Here is a 14,765-nt window from a genome sequence, read left to right on the forward strand (position 1 = left end):
TATTTTGACCGCATCAGCCGCGTGCCATGGCCCAGAACGGGCCTCGCGCCGAGCGGGATCGGTTTCAACAATATCGGGGCACCCCATTTCATGTCAGGACTTCGCGCGCGATCGGCATGCGTTGCAATGATGCTCGCGGCCTTTACGCCGCTGTTGGCGGGCTGCGACGAATCCAGCTCCGCCATTTCAGCCGCCCAGCCCAACGACCCCGACGTCAGCATCGTCATCGTCAAGCCGCAGCCGCGTGCCGTGGTGCGCGAGCTGCCGGGCCGCATTGCGCCGACGCGCGTCTCCGACGTGCGGCCGCGCGTGTCCGGCATCGTGGTCGAGCGCCTGTTCCGGCAGGGCAGCGAGGTGAAGGCCGGCGATCCACTGTATCGGATCGATCCGCGTCCGTTCGAGGTCGAGGTGATGGCCAACGAGGCTGCGGTCGCCAAGGCCGAGGCCGCGTTGATGCAGTCCCAGCAGCAGGCGCGCCGCATCGCCACGCTCACCAGCCAGCGCGCCGCGCCCGAAGCCGAGAACGAGAAGGCGATCGCGGCCGAGCGCCAGGCCCATGCCGAGGTCGAGGGCCGCAAGGCCGATCTCGCGCGCGCAAAGCTCAATCTCGACTATGCCACCGTACGCGCGCCGATCGACGGCGTCGTCGGTGCCGCCCTGGTCAGCGAGGGCGCGCTCGCGGTCCAGAACGAGACCAATCTGGCCACCATTCAGCAGCTCGATCCGATCTATGCGGATTTCACCCAGTCGGTGAACGAGCTCAACCAGCTCCGCCGCGCCTTCGAGAGCGGTGACCTCGAGCGCATCGCGCCCGACGCCGCCAAGGTGCATCTCGTGCTCGACGACAACACCCTCTACTCGCTCGACGGCAAGTTGCTGTTTTCGGATGCCAAGGTCGACGCCAATACCGGTCAGGTGACCTTGCGTGGTGAGTTCCGCAATCCGAAGCGCGAGCTGCTGCCGGGCATGTATGTCCGCGTCCGCATCGACCAGGGTCTCGATAGCGATGCGATCGCCGTGCCGCAGCAGGCGATTCAGCGCAATGGCGGCGGCGGCAGCGAGGTGTTCGTCGTCAAGGACGACAATCGCATCTCGGTGCAGCCGGTGCGCACCGGTTCGGTGCAGGACGGCATCTGGTTCGTCACCGACGGCCTGAAGGCTGGCGACAAGGTCGTGGTCGAAGGCTTCCAGAAGTTCGCCGCCGGCGACAAGGTCAAGCCGCAATCCTGGTCGGAAGCGGATGCGACCGCCGACAACCGGCACGCCCAGAAGCTGATGCGGTAATAGACCATGGCGAGCTTCTTCATCGACAGGCCGATCTTCGCCTGGGTCGTCGCGCTGTTCATCTGTCTGGTCGGCGCAATTTCGATTCCGCTGTTGCCAATCGCGCAGTACCCGATCATCGCGCCGCCCTCGATCTCGATCTCGACCAGCTATCCCGGTGCCTCGCCCGAGAACCTCTACAACAGCGTCACGCGGCTGATCGAGGAGGAGCTCAACGGCGCCTCCGGCATCCTCAATTTCGAATCGACCAGCGACTCGCTCGGCCAGGTCGAGATCATCGCCAATTTCGTGCCGGGCACCGATACCAGCGCCGCCTCGGTCGAGGTGCAGAACCGCATCAAGCGCGTCGAGGCGCGGCTGCCGCGCGCGGTGATCCAGCAGGGCATTCTGATCGAGGAAGCCTCCAGCGCGGTGCTCCAGATCATCACGCTGAACTCGACCGACGGCAGCCTGGATGAGGTCGGCCTGGGCGACTTCATGATCCGTAACGTGCTGGGCGAGATCCGCCGCATCCCCGGCGTCGGCCGCGCCACGCTGTATTCGACGGAACGTAGCCTGCGCGTCTGGGTCGACCCGGCAAAGCTGGTCGGCTATGGCCTGACCGCCGACGACGTCAACAAGGCCATTGCCGCGCAGAACGCGCAGGTCGCTTCGGGCAGCATCGGCGCCGAGCCGTCGACCTCGACCCAGCGCACCTCCGCGCTGGTGCTGGTCAAGGGCCAGCTCTCGTCCCCGGATGAATTCGGTACCATCATCCTGCGCGCCAATGCCGACGGGTCGACCGTGCGGCTGCGCGATGTCGCGCGGATCGAGGTCGGCGGCCTCAGCTACCAGTTCAACACCCGTCTCGATGGCAAGCCGACCGCCGGTCTTTCCGTGCTGATGTCGCCGACCGGCAATGCGCTGGCGACCGCGAGCGCCGTCGAAGAGAAGATGAAGGAGCTGTCTCGCTTCTTCCCGGCCAATATCGGCTACGAGATTCCATACAACATCACGCCCGTGGTCGAGGCCTCGATCAAGAAGGTGTTGTCGACGCTGGTCGAAGCCATCGTGCTGGTGTTCGTGGTGATGTTCCTGTTCCTGCAGAACATCCGCTACACCATCATTCCGACCATCGTGGTGCCGGTGGCGCTGCTGGGCGCCTGTACCACGCTGCTGCTCGCCGGCTATTCCATCAACATGCTCTCGATGTTCGGCATGGTGCTCGCCGTCGGCATCCTCGTCGACGATGCCATCGTCGTAGTCGAGAACGTCGAGCGCATCATGGCCGAGGAGGGGCTGCCGCCCAAGGAAGCGACGCGGAAAGCGATGTCGCAGATCACCGGCGCCATCATCGGCATCACGCTGGTCTTGATGGCCGTGTTCGTGCCGATGGCGTTCTTCCCGGGCTCGGTCGGCATCATCTACCGCCAGTTCTCCGTGACCATGGTCGCCGCGATCGGCTTCTCGGCCTTCCTCGCGCTGTCGCTGACGCCGGCACTGTGTGCGACGCTGCTCAAGCCCGTCGCGGCCGGTCATGGCCATGCCAAGAAGGGCGTGTTCGGCTGGTTCAACCGCATGCTCGACGGCAGCAAGGAGGGATATTCCCGCACCGTCGGCTTCTCGCTGAAGCGCACCGGCCGCTTGATGCTGGTCTATGTCGCGCTGCTCGCCGGCCTGTCCTGGGCCTTCGTCAATCTGCCCGGCGGCTTCCTGCCCGTCGACGACCAGGGCTTCGTCACCACCGACGTGCAGACGCCGTCGGACTCGTCCTACGGCCGAACCGAGGCGGTGATCGAGAAAGTGGAAAAATACCTGGCGCAGCGTCCGGGCGTCGACAACGTCACCTTCCTCACCGGCTTCAGCTTCTCCGGCCAGGGCATGAACACCGCGCAGGCCTTCATCACCCTGAAGGACTGGTCGGAACGCGGGCCGAAGGATTCTGCGGCCGCGATCGTCGCCGACATCAACCGCGATTTGTCGTCGTCGATCCGCGACGCAAAAATCTCCGCGCTGCAGCCGCCGCCAATCGACAATCTCGGCAACTCCTCGGGCTTCTCGTTCCGTCTCCAGGACCGCGGCCAGAAGGGTTATCCGGCCTTGATGCGCGCCGCCGATCAGTTGATCGCGGAGGCCAATGCGAGCGCTGTGCTGCAGAAGGTCTATGTCGAGGGCCTGCCCGAGGCCGGCGTGGTCAATCTCGTGATCGACCGCGAAAAGGCGGGCGCCTTCGGCGTCACCTTCGAGGACATCAACAATACGATCTCGACCAATCTCGGCTCGAACTACATCAACGACTTCCCGAACCGCGGCCGCATGCAGCGTGTCGTGGTGCAGGCCGATGCCCGCGACCGCATGCGGACCGAGGACATCCTCAACTACAACGTCAAGAACAGCCGCGGCCAGCTCGTGCCGTTCTCGTCCTTTACCACCGTGGAATGGGCGCGCGGACCGACGCAGATCGCCGGCTTCAATTATTATCCGGCGGTGCGCATCTCGGGCGAGGCGAAACCCGGCTTCACCTCGGGCGATGCCATCGCGGAGATGGAACGGCTTGCCGGCAAGCTGCCGCGCGGCTTCGGCTATGAATGGACCGGGCAGTCGCTCCAGGAGAAGCTGTCGGGCTCGCAGGCGCCGTTCCTGCTCGGGCTCTCGGTATTCGTGGTGTTCCTGTGTCTGGCCGCGCTTTACGAGAGCTGGACCATTCCGCTCGCGGTGCTGCTCACCGTGCCGCTCGGCATCGTCGGCGCGGTGGTCGCGGCGATGCTGCGCGGCCTGCCCAACGACGTCTATTTCACCGTCGGCCTGATCACCATCATTGGCCTTGCGGCCAAGGACGCGATCCTGATCATCGAGTTCGCCAAGGATCTGCGGAAAGAAGGCAAGCCGCTGGTGGACGCCACCATCGAGGCCTGCCGCCTGCGCTTCCGCCCGATCCTGATGACCGGCCTTGCCTTCATCTGCGGCGTGCTGCCGATGGCCATCGCCCATGGCGCCGGCGGCGCCAGCCAGCAGGCGCTCGGCAGTGTCGTGATGGGCGGCATGATCGCGGTAGTGATCCTGGCGCTGCTGATGGTGCCGGTGTTCTTCGTCTCGGTGCAGCGCGTGCTGGGCGGGGATCGGGAGAAGGCGGCGAAGCAGGGCGAGATGTACGGGCCGCCGGCGCCGGCCGAGCTGTAAGGTGAGGTGTCATGCCCCGCGCAGGCGGGGCATGCCGTACCCCGCGGCCTTTCCGTATCCGAGCGGCGTCTCTGGAATACTGGATCATCCGCCTTCGCGGATGATGACCGTCGGGTTTGCGCTGGTGAGAGTCGGCCATTGAACGCCGGATCGGTCGGCTTGATTTCTCGGAGGCCTCAATCCAGACTGCACCCCTGGATTGAAACATCGTATTCGCACCTTACTGCGAATGCGGAGATAGCCCGCCGATTGAGAGCATGTGATGCGTCCGACCGACATTGCGATCTCGAACTATCGCTCCATTCGGCGGCTCTCCATACCCATCCATCCCCTGTCGGTGTTCGTCGGCGAAAATGGAGTCGGCAAGTCCAATCTCTACAAGTCCTTGTCGCTGTTGCGCGACGCGGCGACCGGTCAGATCACCCGCACGATCGCCGATGAAGGCGGTTTGAATTCGGTCTGCTGGTCCGGCATACGCAAGCGAGGCGAAGACGGGCGGCTGCGGCTGTCGGCGACATTCGACGGCATGAGATATTCCATCGAGCTCGGATTTCCCAGCCCGCTTCAGGCGGCATTTTCCGGCGAGCCGATGATCAAGGCCGAAACGATCGAAACGACGCGCGGCAAACGCACGGTCAAGCTGATGGAGCGGATCAATTCGCTCATCAGCGTCCGCGGCGAGAGTGGCGCCTGGAACGCTCACAAGGATGCGGTGCTGCCGTCAGAGACCGCGCTTGCGGCTTTTTCCGATGGCAAGCAATGCCCGGAAATCGACCTGATCAGAAATGCAATGCTGGGCTGGCGATTCTATCATGACTTTCGCACTGATCCGGCGTCACCGATACGAAAGCCTTGTCTGGCGATCGCAACGCCCTCGCTCAGCGCCGATGGCATCGATCTGGCTGCCACCCTGGCGACCCTCTATGTCATTCGGGAAGACGCCGACGACCTGCAGGACGCGATCCAGGATGCATTCCCGGGTGCCGAACTCCGCGCATGGGAAGAAAATGGCAGGTGTGAATTCGATCTGCAATTGCCGGATATGCCGCGGCCGTTCAGGGCTCATGAACTATCCGACGGGACGCTGAAATACATCTGCCTGCTCGCGGTATTCATGGGCTATCGGCTGCCGCCGTTCATTGCGCTGAACGAACCCGAGACCAGCCTGCATCCGTCGCTGCTTGCGCCGCTGGCCCGGCTCATCGCCAAGGCATCGCGCCGCGCCGACATCTGGATTGTCACCCATTCGGAACAGTTGATGGACGCACTGCGAAGCGAGAGTTCGGTCCCGCTCCGCCGGGTGATCAAGTCGAAAGGCGCCACGGCGATCGAGGGCCTGACCATCGGCGGTGAATATCGCGACGACGAAGCCGACGAGGACGATGAGGACGACGATTCCTAACCGTCGTCGATCGAGCCGTCGTGCTGCTGCGGCCTACTTCCGCAAGATCTTCACCAATTCCCCGTGCACGTATTCATTCCCGCACACGACATTGCCTGTCACCAGCGCGTCGCCCGGCGTATCGATGTCGGTGATCGTTCCGCCCGCCTCGCGCAGCATGATCAGACCCGCCGCGATGTCCCAGGATTGCAAATTGCGCTCCCAGTAGCCGTCGAGGCGGCCGGCGGCGACGAAGGCCAAGTCGAGCGAGGCGGCGCCGAAGCGGCGCAGGCCGGCGACGCGCTCCTGCATCGCGGTCATCTCGCGACGGAATTCCTCGTGGTCGCCGCGGCCGATATGAGGCAGGCCGCAGGCCACCACGCATTCGTTGAGCTGACGGCGGCCGGCCACGCGCAGCCGCTGGTCGTTGAGGAAGGCGCCCTTGCCGCGCTCGGCGATGTAGAGCTCGTCATTGGCGGGATTGTAGATCACGCCGGCGATGATCGTGCCCTCGCGCGAAAGCCCGATCGAGATCGCGAATTGCGGGATGCCGTGCAGGAAGTTGGTGGTGCCGTCGAGCGGATCGACGATCCAGGTGTGGCTCTTGTCGGAGCCCTCGCGCGTTCCGCCTTCCTCGCCGATGAAGCCGTAGCCGGGCCGCGCCTTGGCGAGGTCCTGGTAGAGGATCTCCTCGGCGCGCTTGTCGGCCAGCGAGACGAAATTCGCCGGTCCCTTCAGCGAGACCTGGAGATGCTCGATCTCGCCGAGATCGCGCTTGAGGCTGCGGCCGGCGCGGCGCGCGGCCTTGACCATGACGTTGATAGTTGCGGAATATAGCATGAGCTTCCGGTCTTGATCGGGGGAAATGGCGCGAAATCGCGCCTGTTTGAGGGATGGGGTGCCCTGCGGGGGCCTCAACGTCAAGTCATTTGGCCCCGAGCCATTTCCTGGCGGCGGCCTCGGCCTTGGCCCGGTCCTCGGCCGGCAAATCGGACAATTGCTTGTCCAGCTCCGGATCGCCCTTGCCGGAGGTCTTGGCCACCAGATGCCACTTGAAGCCTTCGACCTTGTCCACGGCCGTGCCCATGCCGTTGATCAGCACCCAGGCCAGCCGGTTCTGCGCGATCGCGCTGCCCTGGCGGGACGCCTTGCGGAGCAGGGCGACGGCCGCCGGCTGGTTCTTCGGCGTGCCGGTGCCGTTGAACAGCGCGATGGCGTATTCGACCTCGGCATCGACATTGTCGGTCAGCGTGGCGACCTGGAGCAGACGCACCGCCCGTTCCAAATCCTTCGGCACGCCAGTGCCTTCCTTGTAGAAGGTCGCGAGCGCGTATTGCGCCTCGGGCAGGCCGGCATCAGCCGCCTGGCGCAGCAGCTCGGCGGAGCGCTTGACGTCCTGCGGCAGGGTCTGGCCGTCGAGATAGAGCAGCGCGAGATTATAGGCCGCCTTGGGTTCGCCGAGCTTGGCGGCGGACGCCATCAGCTTGACCGCCTCATTTTTGTCGACCGGGCCGCCGCGGCCGGTCATCCTCAGCATGGCGAGCGCGAACATCGCCTCGCGGTCTCCGGCGTCGGAGGCGCGCTTGTACCATTGCAGCGCCTTGGTGTAGTCGCGTCGGATGCCCATGGCGTTGGAATAGAGCTCACCCAGCATGGTCATCGCTTTGGCATCGCCGGTTTCGGCACGGGCCGTGGCGAGTTCGAAGGCGGTCTTGTACTGGCCGCGCTGATAGGCGCCGTACACCAGATCGACGTTGGGGTTGTCGGTCGGCGGCGCCGGAATCACGGTCGCGGCCGGAGCAGGCTTTGGGGAAGCGGAAGGTTTCGGGGAGGCTGAAGGTTTGGGTGCCGGCGGCGCTTCCTTCTTCTTGGTGATGGTGTGCGGCGTGGCCTTCGGCTTGTCTTTGGTTTTCTCGGCCGAAGCGCCCGGCGTTGCCACCGGCGGCGTGATCTGGAGCTGCGCGGCCGCGGGCGCCGTCAGCAGCAGCGTGGCCAGCATGATGATGCGCGGGAGCTTCATGTCGGGCGCTAGCCGTGCTCCTGGTCTGCAAGCGCAGTCGCATGAGCCTTCTTGATCGCAGCGTCGGCCTCGATCAGCGCAGCCTTGGGTCCGCGCGGATCGGCCCAGATGAAGTCGCCCACCAGCACGAAATCGGCGCCGCTGGCGGCGAATTCGTGGGCCTCCTCCAGCGAGATGGCAAAGCCGACGCAGGGCGGTTCGAACAGCTCGGCCCACCAGTCCAGCCGCTCAGCGATCGCTTGCGACGACGGCCGCTGGCCCTTTGCGTCGGGTTCGCCGAACAGCACGTAATCCGCGCCAATCTCGCCCGCATCCATCGAATGGTGCCGCGTCGTCAGCCCGCCAACGCCCGCGATGCGATCGGGCTTCAGCGATGGCAGCGCCTCTTTCAGCGCGGCGATGCCGGGCAGATGCGCGCCGTCGGCGCCGCCGCGTGCGACGAGCTCAGGATGGCCATCGACAAGCAGCGCCGCGCCCGCTTTCTGAGCCGGCGGCGCCAAGGCCTTGATCCGCGAGATCATGGTGCGCTGATCGGTCTGCTTCAGCCGCAGCAGCACGGCCGCGACATCGGCGGCGGCGAGCAGGCCGGGCAGCTCGGCCAGGAGCGAAGCGGGATCGTCGACGACAGGCGTCGCGAGATAAAGGCGCGGCGCCGGGCGCGGCGGAGGAGATTTGTTCGACAAGATCTAGGCCGCTTTCTGTTCCAGGCTGCTTTGCCATTCGCCTTTGCAGGCGAGGCCATTCATGCGCGCGCGGTGACTGAATGCGCTTTGTCCGGCCGCGACGTTCTCGGCCTTGCCTGACCAGGCCTTCTGCGGCGCGGCCTGGAGTGCGCGACCATAGGAGAAGGTCAGGCCCCAGGGCAGCGGGCCGAGCTTGTGCATGGCGTTGAGATGCGCCGTTGCCTCTTCATCCGATTGGCCGCCGGAGAGGAAGGCGATGCCGGGCACCGCCGCGGGCACGCACGCCTTGAGCAGCCGTATCGTCTTCTCCGCGACCTCCTCGACGCAAGCCTGCTTCGCGCACTTCTTGCCGGAGATGGCCATGTTCGGCTTCAGCACCATGCCCTCGAGCGCGACGCGCTGCACGCGCAATTCCTGAAACGTCTTGTTGAGCACACGGCTCGTCACCTCATAGCAGCGATCGATGTCGTGATCGCCGTCCATCAACACTTCGGGTTCGACGATCGGCACGATCTGCGCGGCCTGGCACAGCGCTGCGTAGCGCGCCAGCGCGTGGGCGTTGACGCTGATCGCAGTCATGGAAGGGATGCCACTGCCGATGTCGATCACCGCGCGCCATTTGGCGAAGCGTGCGCCGCGCTCGTGATATTTCTTCAGCCGTTCGGCGAGCTTGTCGAGCCCGACGGTGACGAGCTCGCCCGGACACATCGGCAGGGCTTGGGTGCCTTCGTCGACCTTGATCCCGGGGATGGCGCCGCTGCTCTCGATCAGCTTGACCAGGGGCGTGCCGTCCTTCGCGTTCTGCCAGATCGTCTCGTCATAGAGGATGACGCCGGAGATGTAGCGGCTCATGGCTTCGTTCGAGCGGAACAGCATCTCGCGATAGTCGCGGCGGTTCTCTTCGGTCGATTCCACGCCGATCGCGTCGAAACGCTTCTTGATGGTGCCGGAGGATTCGTCGGCGGCAAGGATGCCCTTGCCGGGCGCGACCAGGGCGGTCGCGATCCTGTTCAGCTCAGTCAGATTCATCGAGATGTCCTCCCAAAACGATTCTGCCCTTGCCGGTGAAAATAGACCGTTCTCGGGCAAATGCCGAGTTAACGTTCGTCGCAGGGTAAGGGCTGGGGCAGCGTTGGGCCGGCCGGGCGACTCTTCACCTCGCCCCGCTTCGGGGAGAGGTCGGATCGCCCTTGCGATCCGGGTGAGGGGGGTACAGGTCCCGCAGTCATCTCATCTGCCGAGAGAGCCCCTCACCCCAACCCTCTCCCCGCGAAGGGCGGGGAGAGGGGAAGGATAGAGCAGCTTACGCCACCTTCGGGGCGAGCTCGCCCTTGGCGTAGCGCTTGGCCATCTCGGCCGTGGTCAGCACCTTCTTGATCTTGGAGGCTTGGCCCGCGGTATTGAATTCCTGGAGCCGCTGCTTGCACAGCCTGGTCATCGCTTCCATCGCGGGCTTCAGGTACTTGCGCGGATCGAACTCTTCGGGATTGTCCTTGAGCACTTTCCGGATCTGGCCGGTCATCGCCATGCGGTTGTCGGTGTCGATGTTGATCTTGCGCACGCCGTTCTTGATGCCGCGCTGGATCTCGGCAACAGGCACGCCCCAGGTCGGCTTCATCTTGCCGCCATAGGCGTTGATGATGTCCTGGAGGTCCTGCGGCACCGAGGAGGAGCCGTGCATGACGAGATGCATGTTCGGCAGCTTGCGGTGGATCTCCTCGATCACGTTCATGGCGAGGATGTCGCCGTCGGGTTTGCGGGTGAATTTGTAGGCACCGTGAGACGTCCCCATCGCGATCGCGAGCGCGTCGACCTGGGTCTCCTGGACGAACTTCACGGCTTCATCCGGATTGGTCAGGAGTTGGTCGTGGCTGAGCTTGCCCTCGGCGCCGTGGCCGTCTTCCTTGTCGCCCATGCCGGTCTCGAGCGAGCCGAGCACGCCAAGCTCGCCCTCGACCGAGATGCCGCCGAGATGGGCCATGTCGGTTACGGTCTTGGTGACGCCGACATTGTAGCCCCAGTCACCGGGGGTCTTGCCGTCGGCCTTGAGCGAGCCGTCCATCATCACCGAGGTGAAGCCGGCCTGGATCGCGGTCATGCAGGTGGCCGGCTCGTTGCCGTGGTCGAGATGCACGCAGACCGGGATGTGCGGGTAGATCTCGGTCACCGCGTCCATCATGTGCTTGAGCATGACGTCGTTGGCGTAGGAGCGCGCACCGCGCGAGGCCTGGATGATGACGGGCGCGTCGACCTGGTTGGCCGCGTCCATGATCGCCAGCGCCTGCTCCATGTTGTTGATGTTGAAGGCCGGGACGCCGTAATCGTTCTCCGCCGCATGGTCGAGCAATTGACGCAACGTGATCCGAGCCATCTGTGTTTTTCTCCCGTTTGGGCCTGCAAGGCCACTGCTTGAAGGCGGCTGACGACTTGCCGACCGATTACTTGGTGCGCAGAACTTCGACGCCGGGCAGGGGCTTGCCTTCCATCCATTCAAGAAATGCGCCACCGGCGGTCGAGACATAGGTGAACTGACCGGCCACATGGGCCTGGTTGAGAGCCGCGACGGTGTCGCCGCCGCCCGCGATCGAGATCAGCTTCTTGGCCCTGGTGCGCTCGGCGGCATGCTTGGCGGCGGACATCGTGCCGCGGTCGAACGGCTGCATCTCGAAGGCACCGAGCGGTCCGTTCCAGACCAGCGTCGCCGCATCGTCGATCGCGGCATGGACACGTGCGATCGACTGCGGACCGACGTCGAGGATCATGCCGTCGGCCGGGATCGCGTCGAGGCCATAGGCGTGCGACGGCGCGTTGGCCGCGAAATGATAGGCGACGGTAGCGTCGACCGGCAGGATGATGGCGCAGTTGGCGGCTTCGGCCTTTTCCATGATGCGCAACGCGGTCGCGGCGAGATCCTTCTCGGCCAGCGACTTGCCGATGCCGACGCCCTGGGCGTGCAGGAAGGTGTTGGCCATGCCGCCGCCGATCACGAGCGCGTCGACCTTAGTCACGAGGTTTTCGAGCAGGTCGATCTTGGTCGAGACCTTGGCGCCGCCGATGATAGCGATGACAGGCTTGGTCGGTGAGCCCAGCGCCTTCTCCAGCGCGACCAATTCGGCCTGCATGGTGCGGCCGGCATAGGCGGGCAGCTTGTGGCCGAGGCCTTCGGTCGAGGCGTGGGCGCGGTGCGCGGCCGAGAACGCGTCATTGACCCAGATGTCGCCGAGTTTTGCGAGCTCCGCGACAAAGGCCGGATCGTTCTTCTCTTCCTCTTTGTGGAAGCGGGTGTTTTCGAGACAGAGGATGTCACCGTCCTTCAAGCCGGCAACGGCCTTGACCGCGGGCTCGCCGATGCAGTCGTCGGCGAAGGCGACGGGCTTCTTCACCACCTTCGACAGCGCCTCGGCCACGGGCTTGAGCGAGTCCTTGGCATCGCGCCCTTTCGGCCGGCCGAAATGCGCGAGCAGGATGACCTTGCCACCCTTGTCCGAGATTTCGGTGATGGTCGGCGCGACGCGCTCGAGCCGGGTTGCGTCGCTGACGCGGCCGTTCTCCATGGGCACGTTGAGGTCAACGCGCAGCAGCACGCGCTTGCCCTTCACATCGACGTCGTCGAGGGTGCGGAATGATTTCGTCATCGGAGGCCCTTGTCCCGGGCGCACCGCGGCGCGTAGTGCCGCCGTGCAGAACCGGGACCCAAATTGCGGCGAGTCCCGCGGTTAGTTAAACGGGCCCCGGCTCTGCGACGCAGCGCTTCACGCTACGTCGCGTCCGGGACACGAGAGCGGAGTTAGATCACCTTCGACATCGCGACGGCGGTATCCGCCATACGATTCGAGAAGCCCCACTCGTTGTCGTACCAGGACATCACGCGCACCAGCGTGCCGTTCTGCACCTTGGTCTGGTCCATGTGGAATGTCGAGGAGTGCGGGTCGTGGTTGAAGTCGATCGAGACGTTCGGCGCGGTGGTGTAGCCGAGAATGCCCTTGAGCTGCTGCTCGGAGGCACGCTTCATCGCCTCGTTGATTTCCTTCGGATCGGTGGCGCGCTTGGCCACGATCTTGAGATCGACGACCGAGACGTTCGGGGTCGGCACGCGGATCGCGACGCCGTCGAGCTTGCCCTTCAGTTCCGGCAGCACGAGGCCGATCGCCTTGGCGGCGCCGGTCGAGGTCGGGATCATCGACATCGCAGCCGCGCGGCCGCGATAGAGATCCTTGTGCATGGTGTCGAGAGTCGGCTGGTCGCCGGTATAGGCGTGGATCGTGGTCATGAAGCCGGTCTCGATGCCGACGAGGTCGTTCAGCACCTTGGCGATCGGCGCAAGACAGTTGGTGGTGCAGGAGCCGTTGGAGACGACCAGATGTTCCCGGGTCAGCGTGTCGTGGTTGACGCCGTAGACGATGGTGGCGTCGGCGCCGTCGGCGGGCGCAGAAACGAGAACGCGCTTGGCGCCGGCAGTCAGATGCGCGGAGGCCTTGTCCTTCGAGGTGAAGATGCCGGTGCATTCCATCGCGATGTCGATGCCGAGATCTTTCCAGGGCAGCTTCGAGGGATCGCGCTCGGCGGTCACCTTGATCTTGTTGCCACCGAGGCTGATCGTGTCGCCATCGACGGTCACGGTGCCGGGGAAACGGCCATGGACGCTGTCGAAGCGAAGCAGATGGGCGTTGGTCTCGACCGGGCCGAGGTCGTTGATGCCGACGACCTCGATGTCCTTGCGGCCGGACTCAGCGATGGCCCGCAGAATGTTGCGGCCGATGCGGCCAAAACCGTTGATTCCGACGCGGACTGCCATGTTTCGTCTCCTTCAATGACCGTTGTCATCCCGCACAACGCGCTAGCGCGCCTGCGAGGGTTTTTTTAGGGCGGACGCCCGGTTCGGCCGGGCGGGGCTTGATCATATGGGACGTTAGGTAGTCCTTTTTTTCGGTAATCTCAACTCTCAGGAAACGCGTTTCAGAACGGCGTTAACCGCGGCCTCGGCGGTAATGCCAAAGTGCTGGAATACCTTGTTGAGAGGGGCGCTGGCGCCGAAGGAGTGCATGCCGATAAACTCGCCATCCTGGCCGATCACGGCGTCCCAGCCCCAGCGCACGGCGGCCTCGATTGCGACCTTGATGGGGGCATTGCCGATGATCTCGTCGCGGCGCTCCTTTGGTTGCGCTAGCAGGAGCTCGAGCGAGGGAACCGAAACCACCCGGGTCGGAATGCCGCGCTCGGCGAGCTGCTTCTGGGCGGCCACGGCCATCTCCACTTCGGAGCCCGAGGCGAACAGCGTCGCCTTGGCTTCGCCCTGGGCGGCCACCAGCTCGTAGGCACCGAACCGGCAGGGGCTCTCGTTCGGTGCGGTGGTGCGCAGTTGCGGCAGGTTCTGACGGGTCAGCGCCAAGACTGTCGGGCCGTCGATGCGGTTGAGCGCGAGCTCCCAGCACTCGGCAACCTCGATGGAATCGCACGGACGGAACACGCGCATGTTGGGAATGGCGCGAAGTGCTGAGAGATGCTCGACCGGCTGGTGGGTCGGGCCGTCTTCGCCGAGGCCGATGGAATCGTGGGTCATGACATAAACGACCCCGGTCCCCATCAATGCGGCGAGCCGCATCGCGGGCCGCGCATAATCGGTGAACACCAGGAAGGTCGCGCCGTTCGGCGCAAAACCACCGTGCAGGAAGATGCCGTTCATCGCCGCGCACATGCCGTGCTCGCGGATGCCGTAATGGATGAAGCGGCCCTTCGGCGTCTTGGCCGAGAACGCGGTTGCGGACTTCGCCTTGTTGTTGTTGGAGCCGGTGAGGTCGGCCGAGCCCGCCAGAAATTCCATCGGCATCGCGCCGGCAATCACTTCGATCACGGCTTCGGAGGATTTGCGGGTCGCCGCATTCATCGGCTTTTCCAGCAGCTCCTTCTTGTAGGCGCGCACCGCCTTCGCGAGCGCGGCCGGGCGCTCGTGGCGCAGGCGACGCTCGAACTCGGCGCGCTTGCGGCTGCCGAGTTCACCGAGCCTTGCTTCCCATTCCTGTCGTGCCGCCGCGCCGCGGCTGCCGGCCGCGCGCCAGGCCTTGAGCACGTCGTCGGGCACCGAGAACGGCTCCAGCGAAATGCCGAGATTTTCCTTGGCGGCCTTGAGCTCGTCGGCGCCGAGCGCTTCGCCGTGCACCTTGTTGGTGCCGGCCTTATGCGGGGCGCCGAAGCCGATGGTGGTGCGGCAGGCGATCAGCGTCGGCTTGTTTGATTTCTG

The 14,765-nt window shown here is 64.9% G+C and carries 11 protein-coding genes; 3 read left to right on the top strand and 8 right to left on the bottom strand.

What is annotated here, in order from left to right; translation table 11 throughout:
• The first annotated feature begins 90 nt into the window (after positions 1-90).
• From IVB32_RS27885 to IVB32_RS27895, 3 genes are all read left to right on the top strand, one after another.
• On the top strand, positions 91-1,284 hold the full coding sequence (locus IVB32_RS27885) for an efflux RND transporter periplasmic adaptor subunit (RefSeq protein ID WP_085351844.1): 1,194 nt from the start codon (positions 91-93) through the stop codon (positions 1,282-1,284).
• A gap of 6 nt (positions 1,285-1,290) precedes the next feature.
• A complete protein-coding gene (locus IVB32_RS27890) occupies positions 1,291-4,443 on the top strand; it encodes an efflux RND transporter permease subunit (protein ID WP_018454611.1) in 3,153 nt (1,050 codons plus the stop codon).
• Positions 4,444-4,705: 262 nt separating this feature from the next.
• A complete protein-coding gene (locus IVB32_RS27895; RefSeq protein WP_018454610.1) occupies positions 4,706-5,845 on the top strand; it encodes an AAA family ATPase in 1,140 nt (379 codons plus the stop codon).
• 33 nt (positions 5,846-5,878) lie between these two features.
• Here IVB32_RS27895 and IVB32_RS27900 read toward each other — a convergent pair whose 3' ends face one another.
• From IVB32_RS27900 to IVB32_RS27935, 8 genes are all read right to left on the bottom strand, one after another.
• On the bottom strand, positions 5,879-6,664 hold the full coding sequence (locus IVB32_RS27900; RefSeq protein WP_018454609.1) for an inositol monophosphatase family protein: 786 nt from the start codon (positions 6,662-6,664) through the stop codon (positions 5,879-5,881).
• Between the two features lie 85 nt (positions 6,665-6,749).
• A complete protein-coding gene (locus IVB32_RS27905; protein WP_018454608.1) occupies positions 6,750-7,844 on the bottom strand; it encodes a tetratricopeptide repeat protein in 1,095 nt (364 codons plus the stop codon).
• An 8-nt stretch (positions 7,845-7,852) separates the two neighbouring features.
• Positions 7,853-8,527 (bottom strand): thiamine phosphate synthase, encoded by a 675-nt coding sequence (locus tag IVB32_RS27910; RefSeq protein ID WP_018454607.1) that lies wholly within the window; start codon positions 8,525-8,527, stop codon positions 7,853-7,855.
• A 3-nt stretch (positions 8,528-8,530) separates the two neighbouring features.
• The gene (locus IVB32_RS27915; protein ID WP_018454606.1) at positions 8,531-9,556 is read right to left on the bottom strand and encodes a class I fructose-bisphosphate aldolase; all 1,026 of its coding nucleotides are present in this window, start codon (positions 9,554-9,556) and stop codon (positions 8,531-8,533) included.
• A gap of 274 nt (positions 9,557-9,830) precedes the next feature.
• Positions 9,831-10,898 carry a class II fructose-bisphosphate aldolase gene (gene fba, locus IVB32_RS27920; protein WP_018454605.1) on the bottom strand — a complete coding sequence of 356 codons (1,068 nt, stop codon included), beginning with the start codon at positions 10,896-10,898 and terminating at the stop codon, positions 9,831-9,833.
• 67 nt (positions 10,899-10,965) lie between these two features.
• Positions 10,966-12,162 (bottom strand): phosphoglycerate kinase, encoded by a 1,197-nt coding sequence (locus tag IVB32_RS27925; protein ID WP_018454604.1) that lies wholly within the window; start codon positions 12,160-12,162, stop codon positions 10,966-10,968.
• A gap of 152 nt (positions 12,163-12,314) precedes the next feature.
• Positions 12,315-13,322: a type I glyceraldehyde-3-phosphate dehydrogenase gene (gene gap, locus IVB32_RS27930; protein ID WP_018454603.1), complete on the bottom strand. Its 1,008-nt coding sequence runs from the start codon at positions 13,320-13,322 to the stop codon at positions 12,315-12,317.
• A gap of 147 nt (positions 13,323-13,469) precedes the next feature.
• On the bottom strand, positions 13,470-14,765 hold a 1,296-nt coding region (locus tag IVB32_RS27935; protein ID WP_247411986.1), incomplete at its 5' end, for a transketolase C-terminal domain-containing protein.

This window comes from Bradyrhizobium sp. 23, from assembly GCF_023073295.1.
Taxonomy (GTDB): Bacteria; Pseudomonadota; Alphaproteobacteria; order Rhizobiales; family Xanthobacteraceae; genus Bradyrhizobium; species Bradyrhizobium canariense_D.

Excerpts from the sequence above, each read along its gene's own strand:
- IVB32_RS27905 (WP_018454608.1), bottom strand. The coding sequence starts at position 7,844 with ATGAAGCTCCCGCGCATCATCATGCTGGCCACGCTGCTGCTGACGGCG.
- IVB32_RS27895 (WP_018454610.1), top strand. The coding sequence starts at position 4,706 with ATGCGTCCGACCGACATTGCGATCTCGAACTATCGCTCCATTCGGCGG.
- IVB32_RS27890 (WP_018454611.1), top strand. The coding sequence starts at position 1,291 with ATGGCGAGCTTCTTCATCGACAGGCCGATCTTCGCCTGGGTCGTCGCG.
- IVB32_RS27915 (WP_018454606.1), bottom strand. The coding sequence starts at position 9,556 with ATGAATCTGACTGAGCTGAACAGGATCGCGACCGCCCTGGTCGCGCCC.
- IVB32_RS27885 (WP_085351844.1), top strand. The coding sequence starts at position 91 with ATGTCAGGACTTCGCGCGCGATCGGCATGCGTTGCAATGATGCTCGCG.
- IVB32_RS27900 (WP_018454609.1), bottom strand. The coding sequence starts at position 6,664 with ATGCTATATTCCGCAACTATCAACGTCATGGTCAAGGCCGCGCGCCGC.
- fba (WP_018454605.1), bottom strand. The coding sequence starts at position 10,898 with ATGGCTCGGATCACGTTGCGTCAATTGCTCGACCATGCGGCGGAGAAC.
- IVB32_RS27925 (WP_018454604.1), bottom strand. The coding sequence starts at position 12,162 with ATGACGAAATCATTCCGCACCCTCGACGACGTCGATGTGAAGGGCAAG.
- gap (WP_018454603.1), bottom strand. The coding sequence starts at position 13,322 with ATGGCAGTCCGCGTCGGAATCAACGGTTTTGGCCGCATCGGCCGCAAC.